Annotated in this window: 26 protein-coding genes, 1 tRNA gene and 1 pseudogene; 24 read left to right on the forward strand and 4 right to left on the reverse strand. The window is 70.3% G+C overall.

Annotation, left to right across the window (positions count from 1 at the left end; translation table 11 throughout):
* The first annotated feature begins 148 nt into the window (after positions 1-148).
* The 3 genes from HCN51_RS52070 to HCN51_RS52080 all read left to right on the forward strand — a co-directional run bounded on the left by HCN51_RS52070 (position 149) and on the right by HCN51_RS52080 (position 3,295).
* The gene (locus HCN51_RS52070; protein WP_206068921.1) at positions 149-1,414 is read left to right on the forward strand and encodes an extracellular solute-binding protein; all 1,266 of its coding nucleotides are present in this window, start codon (positions 149-151) and stop codon (positions 1,412-1,414) included.
* 64 nt (positions 1,415-1,478) lie between these two features.
* Positions 1,479-2,402 carry an ABC transporter permease subunit gene (locus HCN51_RS52075; RefSeq protein ID WP_168020694.1) on the forward strand — a complete coding sequence of 308 codons (924 nt, stop codon included), beginning with the start codon at positions 1,479-1,481 and terminating at the stop codon, positions 2,400-2,402.
* Complete coding sequence (locus tag HCN51_RS52080; RefSeq protein WP_240974141.1) at positions 2,402-3,295, forward strand: carbohydrate ABC transporter permease; 894 nt, start codon at positions 2,402-2,404, stop codon at positions 3,293-3,295. The genes HCN51_RS52075 and HCN51_RS52080 overlap by 1 nt, the downstream gene beginning before the upstream one ends.
* 42 nt (positions 3,296-3,337) lie before the next feature.
* Here HCN51_RS52080 and HCN51_RS52085 read toward each other — a convergent pair whose 3' ends face one another.
* Positions 3,338-4,084 carry a class I SAM-dependent methyltransferase gene (locus HCN51_RS52085; protein WP_080043263.1) on the reverse strand — a complete coding sequence of 249 codons (747 nt, stop codon included), beginning with the start codon at positions 4,082-4,084 and terminating at the stop codon, positions 3,338-3,340.
* Between the two features lie 124 nt (positions 4,085-4,208).
* Between HCN51_RS52085 and HCN51_RS52090 the strand changes: the two genes are divergently transcribed.
* Together HCN51_RS52090 and HCN51_RS52095 are read left to right on the forward strand one after the other, a co-directional pair.
* Complete coding sequence (locus HCN51_RS52090; RefSeq protein WP_168020696.1) at positions 4,209-4,748, forward strand: RNA polymerase sigma factor; 540 nt, start codon at positions 4,209-4,211, stop codon at positions 4,746-4,748.
* A complete protein-coding gene (locus tag HCN51_RS52095) occupies positions 4,735-5,475 on the forward strand; it encodes a hypothetical protein (protein ID WP_168020698.1) in 741 nt (246 codons plus the stop codon). The genes HCN51_RS52090 and HCN51_RS52095 overlap by 14 nt, the downstream gene beginning before the upstream one ends.
* Positions 5,476-5,481: 6 nt before the next feature.
* On the opposite strand, the gene HCN51_RS52100 is transcribed toward HCN51_RS52095, so the two are convergent.
* On the reverse strand, positions 5,482-6,504 hold the full coding sequence (locus tag HCN51_RS52100; RefSeq protein ID WP_168020700.1) for an adenosine deaminase: 1,023 nt from the start codon (positions 6,502-6,504) through the stop codon (positions 5,482-5,484).
* A 61-nt stretch (positions 6,505-6,565) separates the two neighbouring features.
* Between HCN51_RS52100 and HCN51_RS52105 the strand changes: the two genes are divergently transcribed.
* Entirely contained in the window at positions 6,566-7,198 is a 633-nt protein-coding gene (locus HCN51_RS52105; RefSeq protein WP_168020702.1) for a hypothetical protein, read from the forward strand.
* 39 nt (positions 7,199-7,237) lie between these two features.
* Positions 7,238-7,768: a hypothetical protein gene (locus HCN51_RS52110; RefSeq protein ID WP_168020704.1), complete on the forward strand. Its 531-nt coding sequence runs from the start codon at positions 7,238-7,240 to the stop codon at positions 7,766-7,768.
* Here HCN51_RS52110 and HCN51_RS52115 read toward each other — a convergent pair.
* Positions 7,765-8,973, reverse strand: coding sequence for a pyridoxal phosphate-dependent aminotransferase (locus tag HCN51_RS52115; protein WP_168020706.1), 1,209 nt, complete (start codon positions 8,971-8,973; stop codon positions 7,765-7,767). The genes HCN51_RS52110 and HCN51_RS52115 overlap by 4 nt on opposite strands.
* Positions 8,974-9,141: 168 nt before the next feature.
* Between HCN51_RS52115 and HCN51_RS52120 the strand changes: the two genes are divergently transcribed.
* From HCN51_RS52120 to HCN51_RS52175, 12 genes are all read left to right on the forward strand, one after another.
* Positions 9,142-9,214, forward strand: a tRNA-Trp gene (locus tag HCN51_RS52120).
* 77 nt (positions 9,215-9,291) lie between these two features.
* Positions 9,292-9,537: a preprotein translocase subunit SecE gene (gene secE / locus HCN51_RS52125; protein ID WP_080043257.1), complete on the forward strand. Its 246-nt coding sequence runs from the start codon at positions 9,292-9,294 to the stop codon at positions 9,535-9,537.
* Positions 9,538-9,605: 68 nt separating this feature from the next.
* Positions 9,606-10,370 carry a transcription termination/antitermination protein NusG gene (gene nusG, locus HCN51_RS52130; RefSeq protein ID WP_168020708.1) on the forward strand — a complete coding sequence of 255 codons (765 nt, stop codon included), beginning with the start codon at positions 9,606-9,608 and terminating at the stop codon, positions 10,368-10,370.
* A gap of 120 nt (positions 10,371-10,490) precedes the next feature.
* Entirely contained in the window at positions 10,491-10,922 is a 432-nt protein-coding gene (gene rplK / locus HCN51_RS52135; RefSeq protein ID WP_020544879.1) for a 50S ribosomal protein L11, read from the forward strand.
* 64 nt (positions 10,923-10,986) lie between these two features.
* Positions 10,987-11,706 carry a 50S ribosomal protein L1 gene (rplA, locus tag HCN51_RS52140; RefSeq protein WP_080043255.1) on the forward strand — a complete coding sequence of 240 codons (720 nt, stop codon included), beginning with the start codon at positions 10,987-10,989 and terminating at the stop codon, positions 11,704-11,706.
* A gap of 132 nt (positions 11,707-11,838) precedes the next feature.
* On the forward strand, positions 11,839-12,852 hold the full coding sequence (locus HCN51_RS52145) for an NADP-dependent oxidoreductase (RefSeq protein WP_168020710.1): 1,014 nt from the start codon (positions 11,839-11,841) through the stop codon (positions 12,850-12,852).
* A 13-nt stretch (positions 12,853-12,865) separates the two neighbouring features.
* On the forward strand, positions 12,866-13,297 hold the full coding sequence (locus HCN51_RS52150) for a pyridoxamine 5'-phosphate oxidase family protein (RefSeq protein WP_346434121.1): 432 nt from the start codon (positions 12,866-12,868) through the stop codon (positions 13,295-13,297).
* Between the two features lie 10 nt (positions 13,298-13,307).
* Positions 13,308-16,523: an AfsR/SARP family transcriptional regulator gene (locus HCN51_RS61925; RefSeq protein WP_346434122.1), complete on the forward strand. Its 3,216-nt coding sequence runs from the start codon at positions 13,308-13,310 to the stop codon at positions 16,521-16,523.
* A gap of 49 nt (positions 16,524-16,572) precedes the next feature.
* The gene (locus HCN51_RS52160; protein WP_230465615.1) at positions 16,573-17,373 is read left to right on the forward strand and encodes an SCO4651 family lipoprotein; all 801 of its coding nucleotides are present in this window, start codon (positions 16,573-16,575) and stop codon (positions 17,371-17,373) included.
* A 235-nt stretch (positions 17,374-17,608) separates the two neighbouring features.
* The gene (gene rplJ, locus HCN51_RS52165; protein WP_080043251.1) at positions 17,609-18,133 is read left to right on the forward strand and encodes a 50S ribosomal protein L10; all 525 of its coding nucleotides are present in this window, start codon (positions 17,609-17,611) and stop codon (positions 18,131-18,133) included.
* A gap of 70 nt (positions 18,134-18,203) precedes the next feature.
* Entirely contained in the window at positions 18,204-18,596 is a 393-nt protein-coding gene (gene rplL / locus HCN51_RS52170; protein WP_080043250.1) for a 50S ribosomal protein L7/L12, read from the forward strand.
* A gap of 142 nt (positions 18,597-18,738) precedes the next feature.
* Positions 18,739-20,586 (forward strand): ArnT family glycosyltransferase, encoded by a 1,848-nt coding sequence (locus tag HCN51_RS52175; protein WP_346434123.1) that lies wholly within the window; start codon positions 18,739-18,741, stop codon positions 20,584-20,586.
* 75 nt (positions 20,587-20,661) lie between these two features.
* On the opposite strand, the gene HCN51_RS52180 is transcribed toward HCN51_RS52175, so the two are convergent.
* Positions 20,662-21,051 carry a nuclear transport factor 2 family protein gene (locus HCN51_RS52180; RefSeq protein WP_168020721.1) on the reverse strand — a complete coding sequence of 130 codons (390 nt, stop codon included), beginning with the start codon at positions 21,049-21,051 and terminating at the stop codon, positions 20,662-20,664.
* An 89-nt stretch (positions 21,052-21,140) separates the two neighbouring features.
* On the opposite strand from HCN51_RS52180, the gene HCN51_RS62810 reads away from it, so the two are divergent.
* The 5 genes and pseudogenes from HCN51_RS62810 to HCN51_RS52205 form a co-directional block, all read left to right on the forward strand.
* A complete protein-coding gene (locus HCN51_RS62810) occupies positions 21,141-21,698 on the forward strand; it encodes a TetR/AcrR family transcriptional regulator (protein ID WP_168020723.1) in 558 nt (185 codons plus the stop codon).
* A 106-nt stretch (positions 21,699-21,804) separates the two neighbouring features.
* The gene (locus tag HCN51_RS52190) at positions 21,805-22,806 is read left to right on the forward strand and encodes an ATP-binding cassette domain-containing protein (protein WP_168020725.1); all 1,002 of its coding nucleotides are present in this window, start codon (positions 21,805-21,807) and stop codon (positions 22,804-22,806) included.
* A gap of 217 nt (positions 22,807-23,023) precedes the next feature.
* Entirely contained in the window at positions 23,024-23,524 is a 501-nt protein-coding gene (locus tag HCN51_RS52195) for a hypothetical protein (protein ID WP_080043247.1), read from the forward strand.
* Between the two features lie 34 nt (positions 23,525-23,558).
* On the forward strand, positions 23,559-24,056 hold the full coding sequence (locus HCN51_RS52200; RefSeq protein ID WP_230465613.1) for a hypothetical protein: 498 nt from the start codon (positions 23,559-23,561) through the stop codon (positions 24,054-24,056).
* A gap of 446 nt (positions 24,057-24,502) precedes the next feature.
* Positions 24,503-25,264 (forward strand): annotated as a pseudogene (locus tag HCN51_RS52205) (DNA-directed RNA polymerase subunit beta); the annotation flags it as partial.

Below are 25,264 nucleotides of genomic sequence, written 5' to 3' on the forward strand. Positions count from 1 at the left end.
CGGTATAGACCGGCTGCTGAACTCCGGCTTACGCTTGCGCAAACGCGGTCGCGTGTCGGCTCGCGCGCACATCCCCCTGGGCGGGGCTCCGCCGGCTGGTACGGACCAGCGGGGCCCGTCCGACGAGAAGGCGGTATCTCCAGTGAACATGAAGCTTGTGGGCGGCGCCGCTCTCGGCCTTGCCACCATGCTGGTCCTGTCCAGCTGCGGGTCGGGCGGCTCAGGCGGTGGGGGTGACACCCAGGCGTCCGGCGACGGGCAGGTCACCCTGAAGATGGTCGCCGCCGACTACGGCGACGGCCCCGGCAAGCCCAACTCCGGCGAGACGTTCTGGAAGGGCGTCACCGACGAGTTCACCAAGGCCAACCCGAACATCAAGGTCGACGTCCAGGTCATCAACTGGAACGACATCGACAAGCAAGTCGCCACCATGGTGCAGAACGGGCAGATCCCCGACATCCTGCAGACCGGCGACTACTCCGGCTTCGTCGAGGACGGCCTGCTCTACAAGGTGGACGAGGTCCTGTCCCCGAACGTCTCCGGCGACATGCTGCAGAAGTTCGCCGAGTTCGGCAAGGTGAACGGCACCGCGTACGGCATCCCGTTCGTCTCCTCCGCCCGCGCCCTGTTCTACAACAAGGACCTGTTCGAGAAGGCGAAGATCGCCGAGCCGCCCAAGACGTGGGACGAGCTCAAGGCCGCCGCCGAGAAGCTGAAGGCGGCCGGCGTGACGCAGCCGTTCGGCCTGCCGCTCGGCCAGGAGGAGGCCCAGGCCGAGTCGTTCCTGTGGATGCTCGGCAACGGCGGCGGCTACAAGGACGCCTCCGGCAAGTGGGCGATCAACTCGCCGCAGAACATCGAGACCTTCACGTACATGAAGGGCCTCGTCGACGCCGGCCTGACCACCCCGAACCCGGGCACCAAGGACCGCAAGACGGTCTGGGAGGACTTCGGCGCCGGCAAGGTCGGCATGGTCAACGGCGGCCCCATGTCCATCCCGATCTTCGACGCGGCCGGGCTGAAGAACTACGGCGTCGCGCCCATCCCCGGCAAGACCGGCCCGCTCGACACCACGCTCGGCGTCATGGACTGGATCATGGCGTTCAACAAGAACGGCCACGCCGCCGAGATCAAGAAGTTCTTCGACTTCTTCTACACCGGCACCGCCGCCCAGAAGATCTCCGACACGTACAAGCTGCTGCCCGTCACCAACGGCGGCATCCAGAAGCTGTCCGGCGACGAGAAGCTCAAGCCGTTCCTCGACGCCCTGCCCAACGCCAGCTTCTACCCCTTCCAGGACCCCAAGTGGGCCACCCTGAACCCGGCGATCAAGCAGACCATCGGCGGCGCCGTCAAGGACGACCCCGCCAAGGTCCTCGGTGAGCTGCAGAAGACCGCGGAAGCGGCCGGCTGATCCAGCAGGACCTCGGTACGGCCGGCCCCGCGCCGGCCGTACCGGCCTGTCGAAAGGTGCTTGAGTGACAACGCTGGACGTGAAAGAGCCGCGCGTGCGGCGGCGGCGGGGCCTGCGCGCCCTCGAACCCCTCGCCTGGGTCGGGCCCGCCATCGTGCTGATCGCCCTGGTCGTGCTCTGGCCCGTGGTCGAGATGATCAGGTCGTCGTTCCTGGAGATCAGCCGGCTGGGCGTGGTGCGTGGCTCGGCCGGACTCTCGAACTACGAGAAGCTCTTCGCCGAGAAGGACTTCGCCGACGTCATGCTGCGCAGCGTGATCTGGGTGGTCGCCGTCGTCGCGCTCACCGTGCTGATCTCGCTCGCCCTGGCCCAGCTCTTCAACCAGCGCTTCCCGCTGCGCAAGCTGGCCCGCTGGGCGCTCATCGCGCCGTGGGCCGCGTCGGTGCTGATGACCGCGATCATCTTCAAGTGGATGCTCGACCCCGAGGTCGGCGTGATCAACCAGATCCGCCTCAAGCTCGGGCTCATCGACGCCATGGGCGGAGCCGCCGCCGACCAGCTCGGCGACGCCGCCACCGCCATGCCGTGGCTGGTGTTCGTCGCCGTGTTCGTCTCGGTGCCGTTCACCACGTACGCGCTGCTCGCCGGGCTCGCCACGATCCCCGCAGACGTGTACGAGGCCGCCAGGATGGACGGCGCGGGACGCCTGCGGACGTACTGGTCGATCACGCTGCCGCTGCTGCGCCCCGCGCTCACCGTGGCGGCCCTGATCAACGTCATGAACGTCTTCAACAGCTTCCCGATCATCTGGGCCATGACCCACGGCCAGCCCGGCTACTCGACCGCCACCTCGACCATCCTCATGTACATCCTCAAGGGCTCCGACATCGGCGAATCGGCCGCCATGTCCGTCGTCAACTTCGGCATGGTGATCGTGCTCACCGTGGTCTTCCTCAAGGTGTCCCGGTGGAACAAGGAGGTGGCCTGATGGCCGTCAAGACCATGCCGGCGCCGGCCCAGCCCCATCACCACCACGCCCGCGCGGGCGGCGGCGGCGCGCGCCGCGCCATGCCCAAGGTCAAGACCGTGCTCGTCGCGGCCACCGCCTACGTCGTCGCGCTGCTGTTCCTGTTCCCGTACGTGGTCATGCTGCTGACCTCGCTGCGCTCCCAGGAGTCCCTGCGTGACGTGACGTTCTGGCCCGACGAGTGGGTGTGGTCGAACCTCGTCGACTTCTGGGGCAGCGGCCTGGCCGGCAACCTGTGGGTGACGATCAAGGTGGCGGCCGGCTCGACGCTGCTCGTGCTGCTGGTCGCGCTGCCCGCCGCGTACTACTCGGCCCGGCACCAGTTCCGCGGCCGCACCGCGTTCCTGATCCTCGTGCTGATCACCCAGATGTTCCAGCCCACCGCCATGGTGGTCGGCATCTACCGCGAGTTCTTCCAGTTCGGGCTGGTCGACTCGATCTGGTCGCTGATCCTCGTCAACGGCGGCTTCAACCTGGCCTTCGCCGTGTGGATCCTCAACGCGTACTTCTCCTCCATCCCGCGCGAGCTGGAGGAGGCCGCCTTCATCGACGGGAACGGGCGCTTCGGCGCGCTGTTCAGGATCACGCTGCCGCTGGCCATGCCCGGCGTCATCACCGCGCTGATCTTCACGTTCATCGCCGCGTGGAACGAGTTCGTGGTCGCGCTGACGCTCACCACCACGACCGCGAACCAGCCGCTTCCCGTGGCGCTCAACTCGTTCATCGGGCAGTACCAGGTGGACTGGCAGAACCTGTTCGCCGGCTCGGTGATCGCCACCATCCCGGTGATCATCCTGTTCGCCCTGATCGAGCGGAAGGTGGTCGGCGGCCTGACCGCCGGCTCCATCAAGTGACCGCCCGGGCCACCCCGCAACCCTTGGGGTGGCCCGGGCGGGTCACCGCTGCTTCTCCTGCGGCACGCGCGCCACGCAGAACACCGTCTGGCCGAACGGCGGGCGCACGAACCGCTCGATGAGCCTGGTCAGTGGCACCACCGTGCGGTCGTAGATCTTCACCAGCCGCGGGTCGGGGTAGCCCACGCCGCCCCGGCGCACCGCCGCCCACCAGGCGATGCCGCCCAGGAAGTTGATCGGCTTGAGCACCTCGACGTCGAGCCCTGCCTTGGCGACCGTCGTGCCCAGCGTCTTCGGCGTGTAGCGCTGGACGTGCCCCACCTTGCGGTCGAAGTCTCCATAAAGCTGCATGTAGCCGGGCACCCAGATGATGATGCGCCCGCCCGGCAGCGTCACCCGCGCCAGCGACCGCAGCGCCTCCGCGTCGTCCTCGATGTGCTCCAGGACGTTCATCAGGACGACCGTGTCGACCTTGTCCTCCAGCGGGATGTCCGTCGGCAGCCCGAACTGCAGGACGTCGATCTCGTCGCGGTCGGCGAAGCGCTTCTCCAGCTGCTCCACGCAGTAAGGGTCGAAGTCGCTCACCACGAGCCGGTCGAGACGCGGCAGGAACTGCTCGGCGAAGTGACCCAGCCCCGAGCCGATCTCCAGCATCGAACGGCCCACGTGCGGGGCGACCATGTCGAACTCGTACTGCCGATAGTTCTTGGCCTCGTCCCCACCCAGGTGGTTCTCCAGGGCCTCGTCACCGGCCGCCGGTTGAACTACACGGTCATACCCAGAAGACATAATCCCGTTCCTTCGAGGGGCTCATGGATTGCCAGAGTCTAGTGCCCTGGACAGTCACCAGGATGACACGATCCGCGGATCGCCCTTCCCCGCGCGACCCGTATGCGGTGGAATCTGACTCGCCATGGACGACGACGAGGCGATCGCGCGCTCGGCCCGAGGCGACCTGACGGCCTACGAGGTGCTGGTCGCCCGCTACAGCGCGCTCGCCCACCGTACCGCGTTCCTGCTCGGGGCGGGCAACGAGGCGGAGGACGTCGTGCAGGAGGCGTTCGTCAAGGCCTACCGGCACCTGTCCGGCTTCCGCGAGGGCGCGCCGTTCCGGCCGTGGCTGCTGCGCATCGTCGCCAACGAGACCCACAACCTCACCCGCTCGCGCGGTCGGCGCTCCTCGCTCGAACTGCGGCTCGGCGGCACCGCCGAGACCCGCGTCCCCGACGACCCGCAGGACACCGCCGTCGCCACCGACCGCCGCACCCGCCTGCTCGCCGCCGTCCGCGCCCTGCCCGAACGGGAACGCCAGGCCGTCGTGTGCCGGTACTTCTTACAACTGAGCGAGGCCGAGACCGCGCAGGTGCTCGGCTGGCCCGTCGGCACCGTCAAGTCCAGCACGCACCGGGGGCTGGCCCGGCTCAGGGAGGAGGTGGGGGATGAGCTCAAATGAGCCTTCGGACGCGATCGAGTCTGAATTGACGGCCCTCGGGGACCTCCTCGACGTCCCCGCCGCGCCGCCGCCGGCCGACGTGGCCGCCGCCGTCCGCGCCCGCCTCTCCCAAGACAACGAGCCTGTACGGCCGGCGCGGCGGCGACGGCGCACGCGGTGGGCGGTCGTGGCCGCCGTGGTCGTCGCCGTGATCACCGTCACGGCCGCCACCCCCCAGGGCCGCGCCGCCGTGGCGCAGATCCTGCGCTTCGCCGGCATCGAGATCGAGGTCGGCGACACCACGCCGCCGCCCGTCACCACCACCGCCGGCCTGCCGGGCGAGCACGAGGTCGCAAGGGCCGACCTCCCCGCCCAGGTCAGGTTCCCGGTACGGACCCCGGCGGCACTGGGCGAGCCGCAACGCGTCACCGTGTCCGAGAACGGCCGGGTCGCCTCGATGTTCTGGCCAGGAGGGATCAGGCTCGACCAGTTCGACGGCACCATGGCCCCGTTCTTCTTCAAGAAGCTCGGCCCGCCCGCCCCCGAGTACACCCGCGTGAACGGCCGCGAGGCCTGGTGGATCCCCGGAGAGCACCCGCTCGGCTACATCCCGCGCGAGGACGGCACGCAGGTCCCGCTCCGGCAGGCCGCCGCCACGCTCATCTGGCAGCAGGACGGCGTCAACCTCCGCCTGGAGGGCGCGGGCAGCCTCAAGGAGGCCGTCCGCATCGCCTCGTCGATCAAGTAGACGGGGTCAGTGGAGGGCTCCGGTGAGCCAGTCGTCCACGCCCTTCAGCAGCTCCTTGCGCACCGGCTCCGGCGCCGCCGACGACCGTACGGACTGCCGGGCCAGCTCCGCCACCTCCGCGTCACTGAACCCGTACACCTCCCTGGCCAGCTCGTACTGGCGCAGCAGCCGCGTGCCGAACAGCAGCGGGTCGTCGGCGCCCAGCGCGATCGGCACCCCCGCGTCGAACAGCCGCCGCACCGGCACGTCCGCCGCCTCCTCCACCACGCCCAGGCCCACGTTCGAGGTGGGGCACACCTCGCAGCAGATCTGCCGGTCGGCCAGCCGCTGCATCAGCCACTCGTCCTCGGCCGCCCGCACCCCGTGCCCCACGCGGTCGGCGCCCAGGTCGTCCACGCACTGGGCGACGCTGCGCGGCCCGAGCAGCTCGCCCCCGTGCGGCACCGCCAGCAGCCCGCCCCGCTTGGCGATCCGGAACGCCCGCTCGAAGTCTCTCGCCTGGGCACGCCGCTCGTCGTTGGACAGGCCGAAGCCGATCACGCCCTTGCCGGCGTACTGGGTGGCGAGCCTGGCCAGGGTGTTGGCGTCGAGCGGGTGGCGGGTGCGGTTGGCCGCGACGACCACCGCCATCCCGACGCCCGCGTGCCTCGACGCCTGCTCCACCGCGTCCAGCATCAGCTCCAGCGTCGCCGTCAGGCCGCCGAAGCGCTGCGCGTACCCCGACGGGTCCACCTGGATCTCCAGCCACCGCGACCCGGCCGCCACCTCGTCCTCGGCGGTCTCCCGCATCAGCCGGTAGACGTGCTCCGGGCGGGTGAGCACGGACCTGGCGATGTCGTACAGCCGCTGGAACCGGAACCAGCCCCGCTCGTCCGTCGCCCGCAGCTTGGGCGGCCAGTCCTGCTCCAGCGCGTCGGGCAGGGTCAGCCCCTGCTCCCTGGCCAGCTCGATCAGGGTCGAGTGCCGCATCGAGCCGGTGAAGTGCAGGTGCAGGTGAGCCTTGGGAAGCGCGTGCAGGGGCCGGAGCATCTGCATATCTTGCCACCCGACCTCACGCGGCCGCTGGGCTCCACGGTACGGAAGGGGCCCCGTGGGGGATCAAGTCACCATGATCCCCGAGGGGCACCACACCGGCCAGGGATGGCGCGCGGCGCTCGCCGTGCTGGCGCTCGGAGTCACGGCCTTCATCATCTACGCCCTGTTCTCCTCGGGCTTCGGGCGCCTGCCGCGGGCGGCCGTACCGACGCCGGAGCCCGTCCTGGCCGAACCCGAACCCGAGCCTGAGCCCGAGCCCGAACCCGAGCGGCCCGCGGGCGCGGGGGCCGGGCAGCCCGCCCCGCCCCGCGCGCCCGGTCTCGCCGTCGTCGCCGCCGACTTCTGGCTGTCGTACCTGCCGGACGGGCTGGCGCGCAGCGGCGGCGAGGTCACCGCGACCGGCGCCCGCGCCCGGTTCGGCTCCCCGGGCGGATTCGCCGAGGTGCAGGTGGAGCACGGTACGGTAGCCGCCGACTGGGACGGCTACCGCCACCGGCTCACCGTGCTGGACGCCCGGGCCACCACCGTGCGCGGCAGGCCCGCCGTGGCCGGCAGGTACCCCGGCGGCGGCCGCGTGCTCGCCTGGCTCGAACGGCCGGGCACGGGCGCGCTGGTCCGCGTCAGCGACTCGTTCGGCCGCGAACTCGTCGCAATTGCCGCCTCGGTCAAGGCTCCTGTAGGAGACTAGGAGCCTTTTCCCTGGTTCCACACACCTCATGGGGGGTCGATGCGGCGGTTGGCGGCGGTTCTCCTCATGCTCACGCTCACGGGATGCGGCGGCGCTGGCGGTGACGGCGGCGAGGTGCAGGGCAGCTCGACCACCCCGCCGTCCCCCTCTCCGTCCTCCTCGCCCTCACATGAGCCGGCCGGCGCGGGCAGCGACTCGATCTCGCTGTCCTGCGACGGCACCGACGTGCGCGTGCCGGCCTCGCCCGCCGGACTCACCCCGGCGGGCGCGTTCGGCCGCCTCGACTCGCTCACCCGGCCGCTCAAGGTCGAGGGCCGCATCTGGAGCGACAACGACGAGCGCATGTACGTCGGCGTGGTCTGCGGGGTGCGCACCGCCGAGCAGTTCGCCACGCTGGTCGCCCGATCGACGCTGACGGCGTACAAGGGCAAGCCGGCGCTGCGCTGGACCACCCGCACGGGCGTGCGCAGCTTCATGTGGCTGGAGCGGCCCGGCACCGCCGTCTACGTCGGCGCGACGCCCGGCCTCGCCGACGACATCAGGCCCATCGCCGCCGACATCACCACTTAGCGGGCCTCGGCCAGGAGCTTGGCCATCCGGCTGACGCCCTCGGCCAGGTCGTTGTCACCCAGCGCGTAGGACAGCCTGAAGTAACCCGGGGTGCCGAAAGCCTCACCGGGCACCACGGCCACCTCGGCCTCCTCCAGGATCAGCTCCGCCAGCTCGCCCGACGACTGCGGCCGCCTGCCGCGCAGCTCCTTGCCGATCAGCTCCTTCACCGACGGGTACGCGTAGAACGCCCCCTTCGGCTCCGGGCAGAACACGCCCGGGATCTCGTTCAGCATCCTGACCATCGTCTGGCGGCGCCGGTCGAACGCCGTGCGCATCTCGGCCACCGCCGACAGGTCGCCCGACACCGCCGCAAGGGCCGCCATCTGTGCCACGTTCGAGACGTTGGAGGTGGCGTGCGACTGCAGGTTGGTCGCCGCCTTCACCACGTCGGACGGGCCGATCATCCAGCCCACCCGCCAGCCCGTCATCGCGTACGTCTTGGCCACGCCGTTGAGGATCACCACGCGGTCGCCCAGCTCCGGCACGGCCGTGGCGATGCTGGTGAACTCGGCGCCGCCGTACACGAGGTGCTCGTAGATCTCGTCGGTGACCACCCACAGGCCGTGCTCGGCGGCCCAGCGGCCGATCGCGACCGTCTCCTCGCGCGAGTAGACGGCGCCCGTCGGGTTGGACGGCGAGACGAACAGCAGCACCTTCGTCCGCTCAGTGCGCGCCGCCTCCAGCTGGTCGACGCTCGCCAGGTAGCCGGTGGACTCGTCGGTCACGACGTCCACCTGCACGCCGCCGGCCAGCTTGACCGCCTCGGGGTAGGTGGTCCAGTAGGGGGCGATGACCAGCACCTCGTCACCCGGGTCGAGCAGCGTCGCGAACGCCTCGTACACCGCCTGCTTGCCGCCGTTGGTGACCAGCACCTGCCCGGCCTCGGCCGCGTAGCCGGAGTCGCGCAGCGTCTTGGCGGCGATCGCCTGCTTCAGCTCGGGCAGGCCGCCCGCCGGCGTGTACTTGTGGAAGCGCGGGTCGCGAGCCGCCTCGATCGCCGCCTCGACGATGTACCCGGGCGTCGGGAAGTCGGGCTCGCCCGCGCCGAAGCCGATGACGGGGCGCCCGGCCGCCTTCATCGCCTTCGCCTTGGCGTCCACGGCGAGCGTGGCGGACTCGGAAATCGCGGAAATTCTCGCGGAGATGCGGGATCGGGTGGACATGACTCCATGCTCCCACGCGGCCCTCGCGTGCGCGTGACCTGGGCGATCAGGTTTTGGTTCGACGTGGCGGGCAATCACCCGTATGCTTTCGCCTGGTCCTTCCGCCGCATGTCGGCGAGCGGTTCGGTCCAGGCAGTGAGTCGATCAGGGTAGTCTGGTCTACGACATAGGGCACTGGCGCAATTGGTAGCGCACCGGTCTCCAAAACCGGCGGTTGGGGGTTCGAGTCCCTCGTGCCCTGCGAGTGCGGTCCGCGCAACAATTGGCGTGTAAGCGCGCCGCAAGACTGCGTTGGATACGACGGATCAGGTGAGGACTGTGGCGATCGACACGCGCGGCGAGACCGCAGACAAGCCTAGTGGCGAGAAGAAGACCCGCACTTCTCCTGCCCTCTTCTACCGGCAGGTCGTCAACGAGCTCCGCAAGGTCATCTGGCCGACACGCAAGGATCTCATCACCTACACCACGGTCGTTCTGGTATTCGTTCTGATCATGGTTGCGATCGTGTACGGGCTCGACAGCGCCCTGGGATGGGCGGTCCTCCGCGTCTTCGGCGGATCCTGACCGAGACGCCGCCGGGTGGGTCGCCTGACGGAGTCGCCATTCGAAACCACGAAAGAGGAAGAGTCACCGTGTCCGAGTCTTCAATTCCGGCGGACGAGTCCCGCGACGAGTGGGGCGACGAGCTGGAAGAGGCCACTGAGGAGTCCGCCGAGGCGGCTCTCGAAGAGGCCGAGGTCGAGGAGAGCGACGAGGCCGCCGAGGAAGAGGCGACCACCGTCGAGGACGGTGAAGTGCTTCCCGACGTCGATCCCGTCGAGGAGTTCAAGAGCTCGCTGCGGGGCCTGCCCGGTGAGTGGTACGTCATCCACTCCTACGCCGGCTACGAGAACCGCGTGAAGTCCAACATCGAGAGCCGCAACGTCTCGCTCAACATGGAGGACTACATCTACCAGGTCGAGGTGCCGACGCACACCGTCCAGGAGTTCAAGAGCGGCAAGAAGGTGCCGGTCAAGGAGCGCGTGCTGCCCGGCTACGTGCTGGTGCGCATGGAGCTGACCGACGAGTCGTGGGCCGCCGTGCGCAACACGCCCGGCGTGACCGGCTTCGTCGGCCTGTCCAACAAGCCGAGCCCGCTCAGCCTCGACGAGGTCGCCAAGCTGCTGGCGCCCGAGCCGACCGAAGAGGCCAAGAAGACCACGACGAAGGCCGCCAGCGGCCCCACCGTCGAGTTCGAGATCGGCGAGTCGGTCACGGTCATGGACGGCCCGTTCGCCACGCTGCCCGCCTCGGTGAGCGAGATCAGCCCCGAGTCGCAGAAGCTCAAGGTGCTCGTGTCGATCTTCGGCCGCGAGACTCCGGTGGAGCTCTCGTTCAACCAGGTCTCGAAGATCTAAGACGATCACATACACTTAGACGTTCGGCCGGCCGCCTCATCGCGAGGGGCGGCCTCCGACATGTCCGGGCCGCAATCCCACGGGCCGGGCGCATCGCAATCAGGACCCGGAGAAGGACTAATGCCTCCGAAGAAGAAGATCGCCGCACTCGTCAAGGTGCAGCTGCCGGCCGGCCAGGCCACGCCGGCTCCGCCGGTGGGTACCGCCCTCGGTCCCCACGGCGTCAACATCATGGACTTCGTCAAGCAGTACAACGCTGCGACGGAGGCCCAGCGGGGCAACATCATCCCCGTTGAGATCACCATTTTCGAAGACCGCAGCTTCACCTTCGTCACGAAGACGCCCCCGGCGCCCGAGCTGATCAAGAAGGCCCTGGGTCTCGACAAGGGCAGCGCGGTCCCGCACCGCGACAAGGTGGGCAAGCTCAGCCGCGAGCAGCTGCGCAGCATCGCCGAGACGAAGATGCCCGACCTCAACGCCAACGACATCGAGGCGGCCGAGAAGATCATCGCCGGCACCGCCCGGTCGATGGGCATCACCATCGCCGAGTAAGACCTTTCCCAGCAGTTCGTGGGAGGGCCGCCGCATGCGGCCCGGACACCACTAGGAGTCAAGAATGCAGCGCAGCAAGGCGCACAAAGACGCGGCCGCCAAGGTCGACCGCGACAAGCTCTACTCGCCCGTCGAGGCCGCGAGGCTGGCCAAGGAGACGTCGACCACCAAGTTCGACGCCACCGTCGAGGTCGCTCTCCGGCTGGGCGTCGACCCTCGCAAGGCCGACCAGATCGTGCGCGGCACGGTCAACCTCCCGCACGGCACCGGCAAGACCGCCCGGGTCCTGGTCTTCGCGACCGGTGACCGTGCCGAGGCGGCCCGCGAGGCGGGCGCCGACATCGTCGGCGCCGACGAGCTGATCGACGAGATCGCCAAGGGCAACCGGCTCAACGAGTTCGACGCCGTGGTGGCCACGCCCGACCTGATGGGCAAGGTCGGCCGCCTGGGCCGCGTGCTCGGCCCGCGTGGCCTCATGCCCAACCCGAAGACCGGCACGGTGACGCCCGACGTCGCCAAGGCCGTGACGGAGATCAAGGGCGGCAAGATCGAGTTCCGCACCGACCGGCAGGCCAACCTGCACTTCATCATCGGCAAGACGTCGTTCGGCGAGCGCCAGCTCATCGAGAACTACGCCGCCGCCCTCGACGAGGTGCTGCGTCTCAAGCCGTCGGCGGCCAAGGGCCGTTACCTGAAGAAGGTCACCTTCTCCACGACGATGGGGCCGGGCGTTCCGGTCGACCCCAACCTGACGCGTGGGCTGACGGCCGAGCTCGACGCCTGAGCCTCAGCAAGCCTCTTCGCCCCTGCCCGGTTCGTCCGGGCGGGGGCGTTTTGCTTTCCGCTCACAGGCCCCTTTTGCTTGCTGCTCGCCGACCCAAAGGAAACCCAAAGCGGCGGGCGGCACCGTGGGGGCATGAGCGACGAACTGATGACCCGTGAGATCCGGCTGGCCGCCCGCCCCGTGGGCGAGCCGACGGCCGAGATCTTCGAACTGGCCGAGACCCGCGTCCCCGAGCCCGCCGAGGGGCAGATCGTGGTCCGCAACACGTGGATGTCGGTGGACCCGTACATGCGGGAGTGGATGCGGGAGGACGTCGAGTACGCGCGGCCGTACGAGCTCGGCGCGCCGCTGCTGGGCAGCGCGGTCGGCGAGGTGGTCGCCTCGAGGTCCGCGGCGGTCCCCGTGGGCGCCACCGTGACGCATTTTCTCGGATGGCGCGAGTACGCGCTGCTGGACGCGGCGGAGGCGACCGTCGTGGACACGAGCCTGGTGCCCGCCGAGGTCTACCTGGGGCCGCTGGGCACGACCGGATTGACCGCGTACGCGACGTTGACCCGGGTGGCCCCCGTCCGGGAGGGCGACGTCGTGTGGGTGTCGGCCGCCGCGGGCGCGGTCGGCAGCATCGCCGGGCAGGTGGCCCGCAAGCTGGGCGCCGCGCGGGTGATCGGCTCGGCCGGCGGGCCGGAGAAGGCGGAGAAGCTGGTCACCACGTTCGGCTTCGACGCCGGGCTGGACCACCGGGCCGGGCCGATTGCCAAGCAACTGTCCGAGGCCGCGCCCGGCGGCATCGACGTCTACGTGGACAACGTCGGCGGCGACCACCTCAGGGCCGCGATCGCGGCGCTGCGCGAGCGCGGCCGCATCGGGATGGTCGGCGCGATCTCCGCCTACAACGCGACCGAGCCGGTGCCCGGCCCCGACAACCTGTTCCGGCTCGCCTCCAAGAACGCCACGCTGGGCGGCATCTACATCCCCGGGCACCTCGACCTGTTCCCCGAATGGATCGAGCGCGGCGCCGCCTGGATCGCCGACGGCTCCCTGCGCTACGAGCAGACGGTCGTGGAGGGTCTCGAACGGGCCCCGGAGGCGTTCCTCGGGGTGCTGCGCGGCGCCAACACCGGCAAGATGCTCGTCCGGCTCGGCTGAGGGAGGCAGGAACGTGTCCACCCGCATGAGCGTCCGCGAGCGCGAGGAGTTCCTCGCCGGCACGCACATCGGCGTCCTGAGCGTCCCCGACGGGCGCGCGCCGCTGCTGATCCCCATCTGGTACGCCTACACGCCCGGCGGCGACGTCCGGATCAGCACGTCGTCCGGAACCCGCAAGTACGACCTGATCCGCACGGCCCCCGCCGTCGGGTTCGCGGTGCAGCAGGAGGCGATGCCCTACCGGTACGTCTCCGTGGACGGCCCCGTCGCCGGCCACGAGCCGGTCGATCCCGCCGAGTACCGGGAATGGTCGATCCGGTACCTCGGCCCGGAACAGGGCGAACGGTTCTTCGCCGCCGTCCAGGACGAACTGGGCGGCTGGGTGACCTTCCGGATCCGCCCAGAACGGTGGCGGACGTTCGATTTCGGGAAGGAGTTCACCTAACGTGTGACGGGTGCGTTTCGGGGTGCTGGGGCCGCTCGTGGTCCTGACGGAGGCCGGCGAGCCGGTCCGCGTCCCCGAGGCGAAGGTCCGCGCCCTGCTGGCCGACCTGCTCGTCCAGGAAGGGCGGCCGGTCTCCGCCGACCGGCTCATCGACGACCTGTGGGAAGGGGACCTGCCCCGGCATCCCGCCAACGCGCTGCAGCAGAAGGTCTCCCAGCTGCGCCGGGTGCTGGACGACGCCGAGCCCGGCGCGCGCGGCCTCGTCGCCTCCGGGCCGGCCGGGTACCGGCTCGCCGTCGAGGCCGACGCGGTGGACCAGGGGCGCTTCGACGTCCTGGTGTCCCGGGCGCGCGCCGCGGCCGACCCCCGTACCCGGGCGGACCTGCTCGCCGACGCCCTCACGCTGTGGCGGGGACCGGCGCTGGCGGACTTCGCCGACGCCGCCTTCGCCGCCCCCGCCATCGCCCGGCTGGAGGCGGCCCGCCTGGACGCGCTGGAGGAACGCGCGGAGACCCGCCTGGAGCTGGGCGAGCACCGCGGGCTCGCCGGGGAGCTGGGCGCCCTGGCCGCCCGCCACCCGCTACGCGAGCGACTGCAGGCCGCCTACCTGCGTGCTTTGTACGGGGCCGGGCGCCAGGCGGAGGCGCTGGAGGCCTACGAGCGGGTACGCCGCCTGCTGGCCGACGAACTCGGCGCCGACCCGGGACCGCTGCTGACCGCCCTGCACACGGCGATGCTCCGCCAGGACGCGTCCCTGACGCCCCGCGAGGACCCGCCGTTGACGCTCGGGCGGGACGCGCGCCGGGCATCCCGCCAGGACGCGCGGCTGACGTCCGGCCAGGGCGAGACCCTGCTGCCCGGCTTGGCGGGCCCGGTCCTGCCGGTGCCGGTCACCCGGTTGGTCGGGCGCGACTCGGAAACGGGCCGGGTTCGCTCGGCCCTGGAGGGGGCGCGGCTGGTCACGCTGACCGGGCCGGGAGGCGTCGGCAAGACGCGGCTCGCGCTGGAGGTGGCCGCCACCTGGGCCGAGGACGGTGTGTACCTCGTGGAGCTGGGCGAGGTGCGGCGGTTCGGGGCGGAGGTGGTGCTGGAGGCGCTGGGCGTGCGGGACGACGGGCGTCCGCTGCACGAGGTGCTGCACGGCAGGCGGCTGCTGCTGGTCCTCGACAACTGCGAGCACCTGCTCGACCAGGTCGCCGGGGTCGTGGGGCCGGCCCTTCGGAGCGTGCCGGGGTTGCGGGTGCTGGCCACCAGCCGGGAGCCGTTGCGCCTGTCCGGGGAGACGGTGATCCCGGTGCCGCCGCTGGAGGCGGGGGACGCGGCGCGGCTGTTCGGCGAGCGGGTCGCCGCGGCCGGCGGGGTGGTGGACGACGCGGAGGCGGTGGCGGAGATCTGCCGGCGGCTCGGCGGGATCCCGCTGGCCCTGGAGCTGGCCGCCGCCCGGGTGCGCGGGCTGGGCGTGCGGGAGCTGGCCGAGCGGCTGAGCCTGCGGCTGCTGGACGACGGGCCCAGGGACGCGCCGGCCCGCCAGCGGACGCTCGCCGCGATGATCGACTGGAGCTGGGAGCTGCTGAGCCCGCCGGAGCGGGTGGTGCTGGCCCGGCTCGCGGTGCACCCCGGCGGGTGCACGCTGGAGGCGGCCGAGCGGACCTGCGCCGGGGGCGGGGTGGAGGTCTCCGAGGTCATGGGCGTCCTCGGGCGGCTCGTCGATCGGTCGATGGTGGTGCGGAGCGATGGGCGGTACCGGTTGCTGGAGCCGGTCGCGGAGTACTGCCTGGAACGGCTCGGCGCGGCGGGCGAGCTGGGGATGATGCGGGAGCGGCACCTCGGCTACTGCGTCGCGCTCGCCGAGCGGGCCGAGGCCGGGTTGCGCGGCGCCGAGCAGGACATGTGGCTGACCCGGTTGCGGGCCGAGGGCGCCAACCTGCGGGCCGCGCTGGATCACGCGGTCGGGCAGGGGGCGGCCGATCATGCTCTGCGGCTGGTCGACGCGCTGTCCTGGTACTGGTTCATGACCGGCCGCCTGAGCGAGGCCCGGCAGGCGCTCAGGCGGGCGCTGTCGCTGGGCGGAGGCAAGCCGTCGGCGCGGGCGCAGGCGCGGGTCTGGGCCGCAGTCATCGGGCTGCGCGCTGGCGAGAGCCCTGCCGGGGCGGCACAGGAGAGGGACGGGGAGGGCGGCGGCAGGGCCCCGGAGGGTGCCGGGGTGGCTCTGGGAGACAGGTTCGAGGCGGTGCTGGACGGCGTCGTCGAGCCGGGGACGCGGGCGCGGTTGCGGTGGTTTGTCGGGTTTGCGTTGTGCGGGGTGGGAGAGCAGGGGGACGGAGTCCGGTACATCGAGGGGGCGTTGCGGACGTTCGAAGCGGTGGGTGATCGATGGGGGACGGCGGCGGCGCTGGCCGGGCTGGCGCGCTATGCCGCGCTGCGCGGCGACTTCGAGACGGTCCGGCGGGGCGGCGAGCGGGCGGCGGAGCTGTTCGGCGAGCTGGGGGACCAGTGGGGGATGTTGCAGACGGCCGAGCCACTGGGGGTGCTGGCCGAGATCGCCGGGGCGTACGAGGAGGCCGCCGAGCACCTCGCGGCGGGGCTGCGGGTGGCCGAGCGGCTGGGGCTGCGGTCGGAGGAGTCGTTGCTGACCTCGCGCCTGGGCCGGATCGCCCTGCTCGCCGGCGATCTCGAACGGGCCGACGAGCTGCACGAGCGGGCCCGGCGGCGGGCGGTGGAGCAGTCCGACAAGTCGATGGAGGAGTTCGCGAGGATCGGTCTCGGTCTGGCCGCCCGGCGCCGGGGTGACCTGGACGCGGCCGAGCGCTACTTCCGTACCGGACTGGAGTGGTTGCGCCGGATCGGCGGCGGTGGCGCTCCCGTGGCGTTGCTGCTGGCGGAGCTGGGCTTCGTCGCCGAGCGGCGCGGGGACGCCGCAACGGCGGCCGAGCTGCACGCGCGCAGCCTCGACGTGGCGCGCGCGGACGGCGACGCCCGTGCCGAGGCCCTCGCCCTGGAGGGACTGGCGGGCGCGCGGCTCCTGGAGGGGGCGGCGCGTGAGGCGGCGGAGCTGCTGCGGGCGGCGGGCGAGTTGCGGGAGCGCGCGCAGGCTCCGCTGCCTGCGGCGGAACGCTTCGACGTGGACCGGATCAGCCGGGCGATCAGCGAGTTGTGTGGGGATTGTGCAGAGCCTGTGGGGGAGAACCCTGGGTTTTCCCCGAATTGTGCGGGGAAGGCGCCATGACCCGGAAACTTAAAAGTAGGGTCAAGACATGCTGAAGCGCACGATAAGTATGACCGCGGCAGGCGCCGCGCTCGTCGTGGCCGCGGTCGCCGGTTGTGGATCGAACGCCCAGCCCATCCAGGTCAACCTGGCCGCTTCGGAGGTGCTCGCGCAGGCCGCGCAGAAGACCGCCGAGGTCACCAGCTACACGGTCGACGCGGTGGTGAACGTCTCGCACCCGCAGCAGGGCAATGGCAAGGTGCAGGGCCGCATGCTCTACCAGAGCAAGCCGCAGCTCGCCGCCGACCTGACGCTGGACACCGTGGACATGGGGGGCCGCAACGTCCCCGGTGGGGTCCGCGCGGTGCTCCAGGGCGACACCGTCTACGTGAAGGTTCAGGCTCTCAACGACTTCCTGGGCAACACCAAGCCGTGGATCAAGGTCTCGCTGAACGAGACCGGTCACGCCGGTGAGGTCAACCAGTATCTCGGCCAGATCCAGCAGTTCGACCTGGGCAACGTGACCAAGCTCGTCACCGCGTCCAAGGACGTGAAGTCGGTCGGCACCGAGAGCGTCAACGGCGAGGACACCACCCACTACAGCGGCACGTTCCCGGTGGACGTGGCCGTGCAGCAGCTGCCCGCCGACAAGCAGGAGCAGGCCCGCCAGAACCTGGCCGAGCTGAAGGACGTCAAGTTCGACATGTGGGTGGCGGCCGACGAGCTGCCCCGCAAGCTCGCCCTGAACGGCTCCAAGGAGGGCGCCACCCTCGACGCGACCCTGTTCTTCAAGGGGTTCAACGAGGCCGTCAACATCCAGGCCCCGCCCGCCGACCAGGTCGGTGAGCTGCCCAAGGGCACGACCAACTGAGAGCGATTTGGAAACTCGGCGGCCAGCACGTACTCTGGTCGTTGCCGAAGACCGCCGGTCGTCGTCAGGTGCTCTGAGCCTGGCGACCGAAGGATCCACGTCAGTGGGCGACCTGCGCAGGTGTGATACGAGTTTCCCACATGGTGGTTTCCGTGTGCGTGAGCCCCGTGCGCCCTGCGCCGGGGCTGTTCTCATTTTCTGGGCCTTCTCCGGCGGCACATCTGGAAGGAGGCCCATGGCGAGGGCGGATAAGGCGACAGCGGTTGCCGAGCTCAAGAGTGAGTTCGAAGGCAGCCAGGCCGCCGTTCTGACCGAGTACCGCGGTCTCACCGTCGCGCAGCTCAAGGAGCTGCGTGTCTCTCTCGGTGGGAATGCGAAGTTCGCCGTGGCGAAGAACACCCTGACCAAGATCGCGGCCAACGAGGCCGGTCTGACGGGCCTCGACGGCCTGCTCACCGGTCCGACCGCGATCGCCTTCGTCAACGGTGACGTTGTCGAGGCGGCCAAGGGTCTGCGTGACTTCGCCAAGGCCAATCCCCTTCTGGTGATCAAGGGCGGCGTCCTCGACGGTAAGACGCTCGACGCCTCCGAGATCACCAAGCTCGCCGACCTCGAGTCCCGCGAGGTTCTCCTCGCAAAGCTTGCCGGTGCCCTGAAGGCCAAGCAGAGCGCCGCGGCCGCGATGTTCGCCGCTCTGCCCACGCAGATGGCTCAGCTGGCCGACGCCCTGCGCGCCAAGCGCGATGAGGCTGGCGAGTAACACGGGGGTTGCCGCACGTACCGCGGTCCCGTTCCTAGTTTTCAGCAAGACCTAACGTAAGGAAACGATCATGGCGAAGCTCAGCACCGACGAGCTGCTCGACGCGTTCAAGGAGATGACCCTCCTCGAGCTGTCCGAGTTCGTGAAGGTCTTCGAGGAGACCTTCGACGTCAAGGCCGCCGCCCCCGTCGCGGTTGCCGCCGCCCCCGCCGCCTCCGGTGGTGGCGAGGCCGCCGCCGTCGAGGAGCAGGACGAGTTCGACGTCATCCTCGAGGCCGCCGGCGACAAGAAGATCCAGGTCATCAAGGAGATCCGCGCCCTGACGTCCCTGGGCCTCAAGGAGGCCAAGGACCTGGTCGACGGCGCTCCCAAGCCGGTCTTCGACGGCAAGGTCAACAAGGAGCAGGCGGAGAAGGCCAAGGCTGCCCTCGAGGGCGCCGGCGCCACCGTCACCGTGAAGTAATTCACGACAAGCTGTTCGGAGAGAGGCGGATACACCCTGGTGCCGGGTGTGCCCGCCTCTTTTCGCGTTTCCGGGGCGTGCCTCAGAGGATTCTCATGTACGTCTCATCGCCCGGCCAACCGGCCCGCCTAGCGTCCTTGGCGTGGTTACCGAAGCGAAGTCTCGTTGGGCGCTGGCCGTGCTGCTCGCCGGCACCGCCGCGCTCTACCTCTGGGGGCTGGACGCCTCCGGGTGGGCCAACTCGTTCTACTCGGCGGCGGTGCAGGCCGGCAGCCAGAGCTGGAAGGCGTTCTTCTTCGGGGCCTCCGACGCGGCGGGCGCGATCACCGTGGACAAGACGCCCGCGTCGCTGTGGCCGATGGTGCTCAGCGTGCGCCTGTTCGGGCTGAGCTCCTGGGCGATCCTCGTGCCGCAGGCGCTGATGGGCGTCGGCACGGTGGCGATGGTGTACGCCTCGGTGCGCCGGCTGTTCCCGGCCTGGGCCGCGTTGCTCGCGGGGGCGGCGATGGCGCTGACGCCGGTGGCCGTGCTCATGTTCCGCTTCAACAACCCCGACGCGCTGCTCGTCCTGCTGCTGACCGTGGCGGCGTACTGCGTGATCAGGGCGCAGGAACGCGGCGCGACGCGGTGGCTGGTGCTGGCCGGGGCGGCGATCGGGTTCGCGTTCCTGGCGAAGATGTTGCAGGCGTTCCTCGTGCTGCCGGGGTTCGCGCTGGTGTACCTGCTGGCGGCGCCGGTGGCGTTCTGGCGGCGGGTGCGGCAACTGCTGCTGGCCGGGGCGGCGATGGTGGTCGCCGCCGGGTGGTGGCTGCTCGCCGTGGCGCTCGTGCCCGCCTCGGAGCGGCCGTACATCGGGGGCTCGCAGACCAATAGCGTGCTGGAGCTGGCGCTGGGCTACAACGGCATCGGGCGGCTCAACGGCGCCGACTACGGCGGGCTCGGCAACCTCAACCAGCAGGCGGGCTGGCTGCGGCTGTTCGACACCGAGGCGGGCGGGCAGATCTCGTGGCTGCTGCCGGCCGCACTCGTGCTGCTGGTCGCCGCCACGTGGCTGACCCGCCGGGCGCCCAGGCCCGATCCGGCACGGGCGGCGCTGTGGGTGTGGGGGAGCTGGCTCGTCGTCACCGGGCTGATCTTCAGCCTGATGCAGGGCATCTTCCACGCCTACTACACCGTGGCCCTCGCACCGGCCATCGCCGCGCTCGTCGGCATCGGGGCGGCCGTGGCGTGGGAGCGGGGCGCGCACCGCGTCCTGGCCATGGTCGCGGCGGGGACGGCGGTGTGGTCGTACGTGCTGCTGTCGCGCAGCTCCGGCTGGAACCCTTGGCTGGGCGTGGTCGTGCTGGTGGCGGGGCTCGGGGCGGCGCTGGCGATGGTGTTCACCCGGCGGGTGGCCGCCGTGGTCGTGGTCGCGGTGGTGGCGTGCCTGGCGGGGCCGGCCGCGTACGCCGTGGACACGGCGGCGTCCCCGCACACGGGCGCCATCCCGACCGCCGGGCCCGCCACGAGATCGTTCGACGGCGGGTTCCAGCGGCCTGGGGGTGGCCGGCGGGGCGGCGACAACCAGCCATTCGCGCAGAGGAGGCCGGGTGGTGGCGGGCCGCAGAGCCGGGGCGGCATGGGCGGGCTGCTCGGTGCGGGCACGCCGAGCGCCGAGCTGACCGCGTTGCTGAAGTCCGGCGCCGCCGGCTACACGTGGGTGGCGGCGACGGTCGGGTCCAACAACGCGGCCGGCTACCAGCTCGCCACGGAGCTGCCGGTGATGGCGGTGGGCGGGTTCAACGGCACGGACCCGGCGCCGACGCTGGAGCGGTTCCAGCAGTACGTCGCCGAGGGGAGGATCCACTACTTCGTCGGCACCGGCATGGGCGGCGCCGGGCGCAGCACCGGCGGCAGCGACGACGCGGCGCGGATCGCGGCCTGGGTGCGGGAGACGTTCACCGCGACCACGGTCGGCGGCACGACGGTGTTCGACCTCACGCAGAGATGAGCACCAGCCGGCCGCCCCTCATGCGGAGATGAGCACCAGCCGGCCGCCTCTCATGCGGAGATGAGCATTCAGGGGTCAGCCCGCAGCCCGCACCTGGGCGATGGCGCTGGTGTCCATGTAGTCCCTGGTGTGCACGATCTTGCCGTCCCTGATCCGCAGCACGAGCAGGCCGGGCACGGTGAGGCGGTGGCCGCCCGCCGTGCCGTGCACGGTCTGCTCCACCACCACGACCTCCGGGTCCTGCGTGCGGTGCAGCGCGACCCGGCGCACCTCCTCGACCTCGAATGGCGTGGCGCCCCACGTGGCGCGGTAGTTCTCGCGGACCGCCTCCCTGCCCTCGTACGGCGCCAGGCCGCCGAAGGGGAACTCGTGGAGGGCGTCCTCGGCGTACAGGTCGGCCAGCTCGTCGGCGGACTTGTGCAGCATGGCCGCGTGGAAGCCGGTGACGATCTCTTCGATGGACATGACTCACCCCGGATTTGGCTCAACAGTCGTTGACTCAACGAGCGTAGAGCGAATCGGAGCGGCCGGTCAACGTGTGTAGAGTCGGGGGTGTGGGCGTTCCGAGGGCGGAGAGGCGGCGGCGAACCGAGGCGCGGATCCTCGACACGGCCAGGGTGCTCTTCGCCGAGCTGGGCTACGAGCGCGCCACGATCAGGGCCGTCGCCAGGCGGGCCGAGGTCGACCCGGCCCTCGTGATGCAGTACTTCGGCAGCAAGCAGGAGCTGTTCCAGCAGGCCGTACGCATGACGCCGCCCGCCGATGGCGAGCTGGACGCCGAGGGCGCGGTCGAGCACGTGCTGGGCTCGCTCACCATGAAGCTGGGCGAGCTGCCGCAGGGCTCCCTGGCCATGATGCGCTCCATGCTGACCCACCCCGAGGCCGCCGCCTCCGCGCGGGAGGTGCTCAGCCGGCAGATCGACCGCCTGGCCGAGGCGATGCCCGGCGACGACGCGCGGCTGCGGGCGGCGCTGATGACGCTCACCATGCTCGGCATCACCGTGGGCCACCAGCTCCTGGAGATCGACGAGCTGCGCGGCGTGCCGCAGGAGGAGCTGGCCCGGCTGCTGCGGCCGAGCCTGCGCGCGCTTACTGGACAAGAAGTCTCATAACTGCCCGGTAACAAGGCTCCGGGATCCGGTCCCCATTCCGTGCGACGCCGTTACGGTGCAGGAGAGCGTTGTCCCCTGATGACCCCCGGCGACAGGGAAGGTGACCGTGGGCGTGGAAGTCGTGGTCGACGGGCTGACGAAGTCGTTCGGCCGGCAGGTCATCTGGGAGGACGTCTCGCTCACGCTGCCCGCGGGCGAGATCTCGGTGCTGCTCGGCCCCTCGGGCACCGGCAAGTCGGTCTTCCTCAAGACCATGGTCGGCCTGCTGCGGCCGGACCGCGGGCACATCTGGATCGACGGCTTCGACCTGGCCCACTGCGCCGAGGCCAAGCTGTACGAGCTGCGCCGCCTGTTCGGCGTGCTGTTCCAGGACGGCGCCCTGTTCGGCTCGCTCAACCTCTACGACAACATCGCCTTCCCGCTGCGCGAGCACACGAAGAAGAGCGAGACCCAGATCCGCCAGATCGTCATGGAGAAGGTGGAGCTGGTCGGCCTGCTGGGCGCCGAGACGAAGCTGCCGGGCGAGATCTCCGGCGGCATGCGCAAGCGGGCCGGGCTGGCCAGGGCGCTGGTGCTGGACCCGGAGATCATCCTGTTCGACGAGCCCGACTCGGGTCTCGACCCGGTCCGTACCGCGATACTCAACCAGCTCATCGTGGACGTCAACGCCGAGATCGAGGCGACGTTCCTGATCGTGACGCACGACATCAACACCGCCCGTACGGTGCCCGACAACATCGGGCTGATGTTCCGGCGGGAGCTGGTGATGTTCGGCTCGCGGGAGATGCTGCTGTCGAGTGACGAGCCGGTGGTGCGGCAGTTCCTGAACGCCAGGAAGCACGGCCCGATCGGCATGTCCGAGGAGAAGGATCTGTCGGAGCTGGAGGCCGAGGCGCAGATGGGGCACGATCCGGGGCCGCTGCCGCCGATCCCGCCGCAGCTCATGCCGTCTGGCAACAAGATCCGCCGCACGCAGCGGCCGCCCGGCACGTGGCTGGCGGCCAACGGGGTGATCCCGCCGCAGGGCTCGTTCGTGGACGAGCGCGGGCGCAACTGGCTGGAGGAGTACCCCCGCCTGATCAACGCCCACCTGCACGGGATCGCCTGAGTCTCCCCCTGGCGCCCCATAGCGTCGAAGGGGCGGCCATCGCAAGGGGAAGCCGCGCTGGGCGCTCAGCGTGCCCCTCAGGGCCATCTGGGGGCATTTGCGGAGATCTTTCGCGTCTGGCCGATTTGCTCCGGACCGGCTCCGTCGATAAGAGGGCTTCACGAGCGGATGTCGCGTTATGATCCGGCAGCGACCGGCCGGAAAGGGGTGAGCAGACGTGGCAGGACTCGCCGCCCGGCCCGCCCGCCTCCTGATCGCCGCGCTCAGCGGGGCGCTGGCGGTGCTGGTCGGCACGGGCGGGTGGATCGCGGCGCAGGCGCGCGAGGAGCAGGGCAGGGCGGACGACAGGCAGGCCGTGCTCCAGGCGGCGGGCACGCACGCCAAGAACCTCGTCTCGCTGGACTACAAGAGCGCCGACGCCGACGTGCGGCGCATCCTCACCACCTCCACCGGCGCGGCCAGGGCCGAGTACGAGGCCAACGCCGCCAAGCTGAGGGCCACCACGGTCGAGAACAAGGTCGTCCAGCAGGGCGTGCTGCGCGCGACCGGCCTGGTTTCGATGAGCGCCACGACGGCCAGGGTGCTGGTGGTGGCCGACGTGGAGATCCGCTGGGACGGCTCCCGCAGCGCGCCGCAGGAGCGCTTCTACCGCTGGCAGATGGATCTGAGCAAGGCCGGCGGGGCGTGGCTGGTCTCGAAGGTGGTGCAGGTTCAGTGAGGATCTTCGCGATCGGCAAGGTGGTGCGGGTCCAGTGAGGACCTTCGTGATCGTCCTGCTCGGCGTCCTCGTGGCCGCGGGCGGGGTGCTGGTGCCGCGGATGTGGTTCGACCTGCGGGAGCTGCGCGACAGCGACGCGGCCGGTGTGGCGGCCGTGGCGGCGGCCAGGAAGGCCGCGCCCGAGCTGCTGTCCTACGACTATCGGACGGTGGAGGAGGATCTGGCCCGGGCCGGGACGTTCACGACGGGCGAGCTGGCCGGGCACTACAAGGAGCTGGCGAAGACCCTGGTGCCGAAGGCGAAGGAGCAGAAGATCGTCCAGAACGTGGCCGTGGCGGGCGCCGGGGTGGAGCGCGCGGAGCCGGACCGGGTAGAGGTTCTGCTCTTCGTGAACACTGGTACGGTCAAGGAGATCCCCGGCAAAGAAGGGGTCCAGCAAGAGTTCACCCAGAACCGCGCCAGGTTCGTCATGGTGCGGCAAGGCTCTCGCTGGCTGGTGGCGGTGTTGTCCACCCTGCTGGGGACGGCCTGAGGCCCCAGGTGATCGCGGGCGCGTCGCTACCTTCAATTGTTACCAAAAATCAGGTTTAGCGAAGCCTTTGATAGGGGTAACTCAGTCATCGCAACACCGGTTGTCGGCATGGGTTCGCCCCCCGGGGTGACAGAGCGTTAACCGCCCCCGTTCGCGGGTATCGTCTTGGGCCTGGCGGTAGGCGATCAGTCACACAGGGGAGAAAACCCAGCGTCGGGGCCCTGAGTCGGCTAAAAGTCGGGCTCACGGGCTTGACGTTTCCGCCTGAACGGGCGATGCTGCGACCAACGTGGAGCATGCAGCGAGGGCGAAGTGGACAGGCGTGTGCCGTTCGGCTACACTGCCCCTTTGCGCTGCCCTTTGACGACCCGCGATGCTTGCTCACGTTGCGAGGTTGTCTGGCGTGCGTGTAGTCAGTCCGCCGCGAGCCCTCGGAAGGACATCTGTTGGCAGCCTCGCGCAACGCCTCCGCCGTACCCGCTGGTCCCCGTCGCGTCTCTTTCGCGCGTATCCAGGAGCCTCTGGAAGTTCCTGACCTTCTCGCTCTGCAGACCGAGTCTTTCGACTGGCTGCTCGGAAACGAGAAGTGGAAGGCCCGGGTCGAGGCGGCTCGCCAGGCCGGGCGCAGGGACGTCCCGACCCAGTCGGGCCTCGAAGAGATCTTCGAAGAGATCAGTCCGATCGAGGACTTCTCGGGGACCATGTCCTTGTCGTTCCGCGACCACCGGTTCGAGCCGCCGAAGTACTCCGTAGATGAGTGCAAAGAGAAGGACATGACCTTCTCCGCCCCGATGTTCGTGACGGCGGAGTTCATCAATAACACCACCGGTGAGATCAAGAGCCAGACGGTGTTCATGGGCGACTTCCCGCTCATGACCCCGAAGGGCACCTTCATCATCAACGGCACCGAGCGTGTCGTGGTCTCCCAGCTCGTCCGGTCTCCGGGCGTCTACTTCGAGCGGAACGTCGACAAGACGTCCGACAAGGACCTGTACGGCTGCAAGGTCATCCCGTCCCGGGGTGCGTGGCTGGAGTTCGAGATCGACAAGCGCGACAGCGTCGGTGTGCGCATCGACCGCAAGCGTAAGCAGGCCGTCACCGTGCTTCTCAAGGCACTGGGGTGGACCAGCGAGCAGATCCTCGAGCGCTTCGGCCAGTACGAGTCGATGCGGGCCACGCTGGAGAAGGACCACACCGCCGGCCAGGAT

The organism is Nonomuraea composti (assembly GCF_012034275.1).
GTDB classification, from domain to species: Bacteria; Actinomycetota; Actinomycetes; order Streptosporangiales; family Streptosporangiaceae; genus Nonomuraea; species Nonomuraea composti.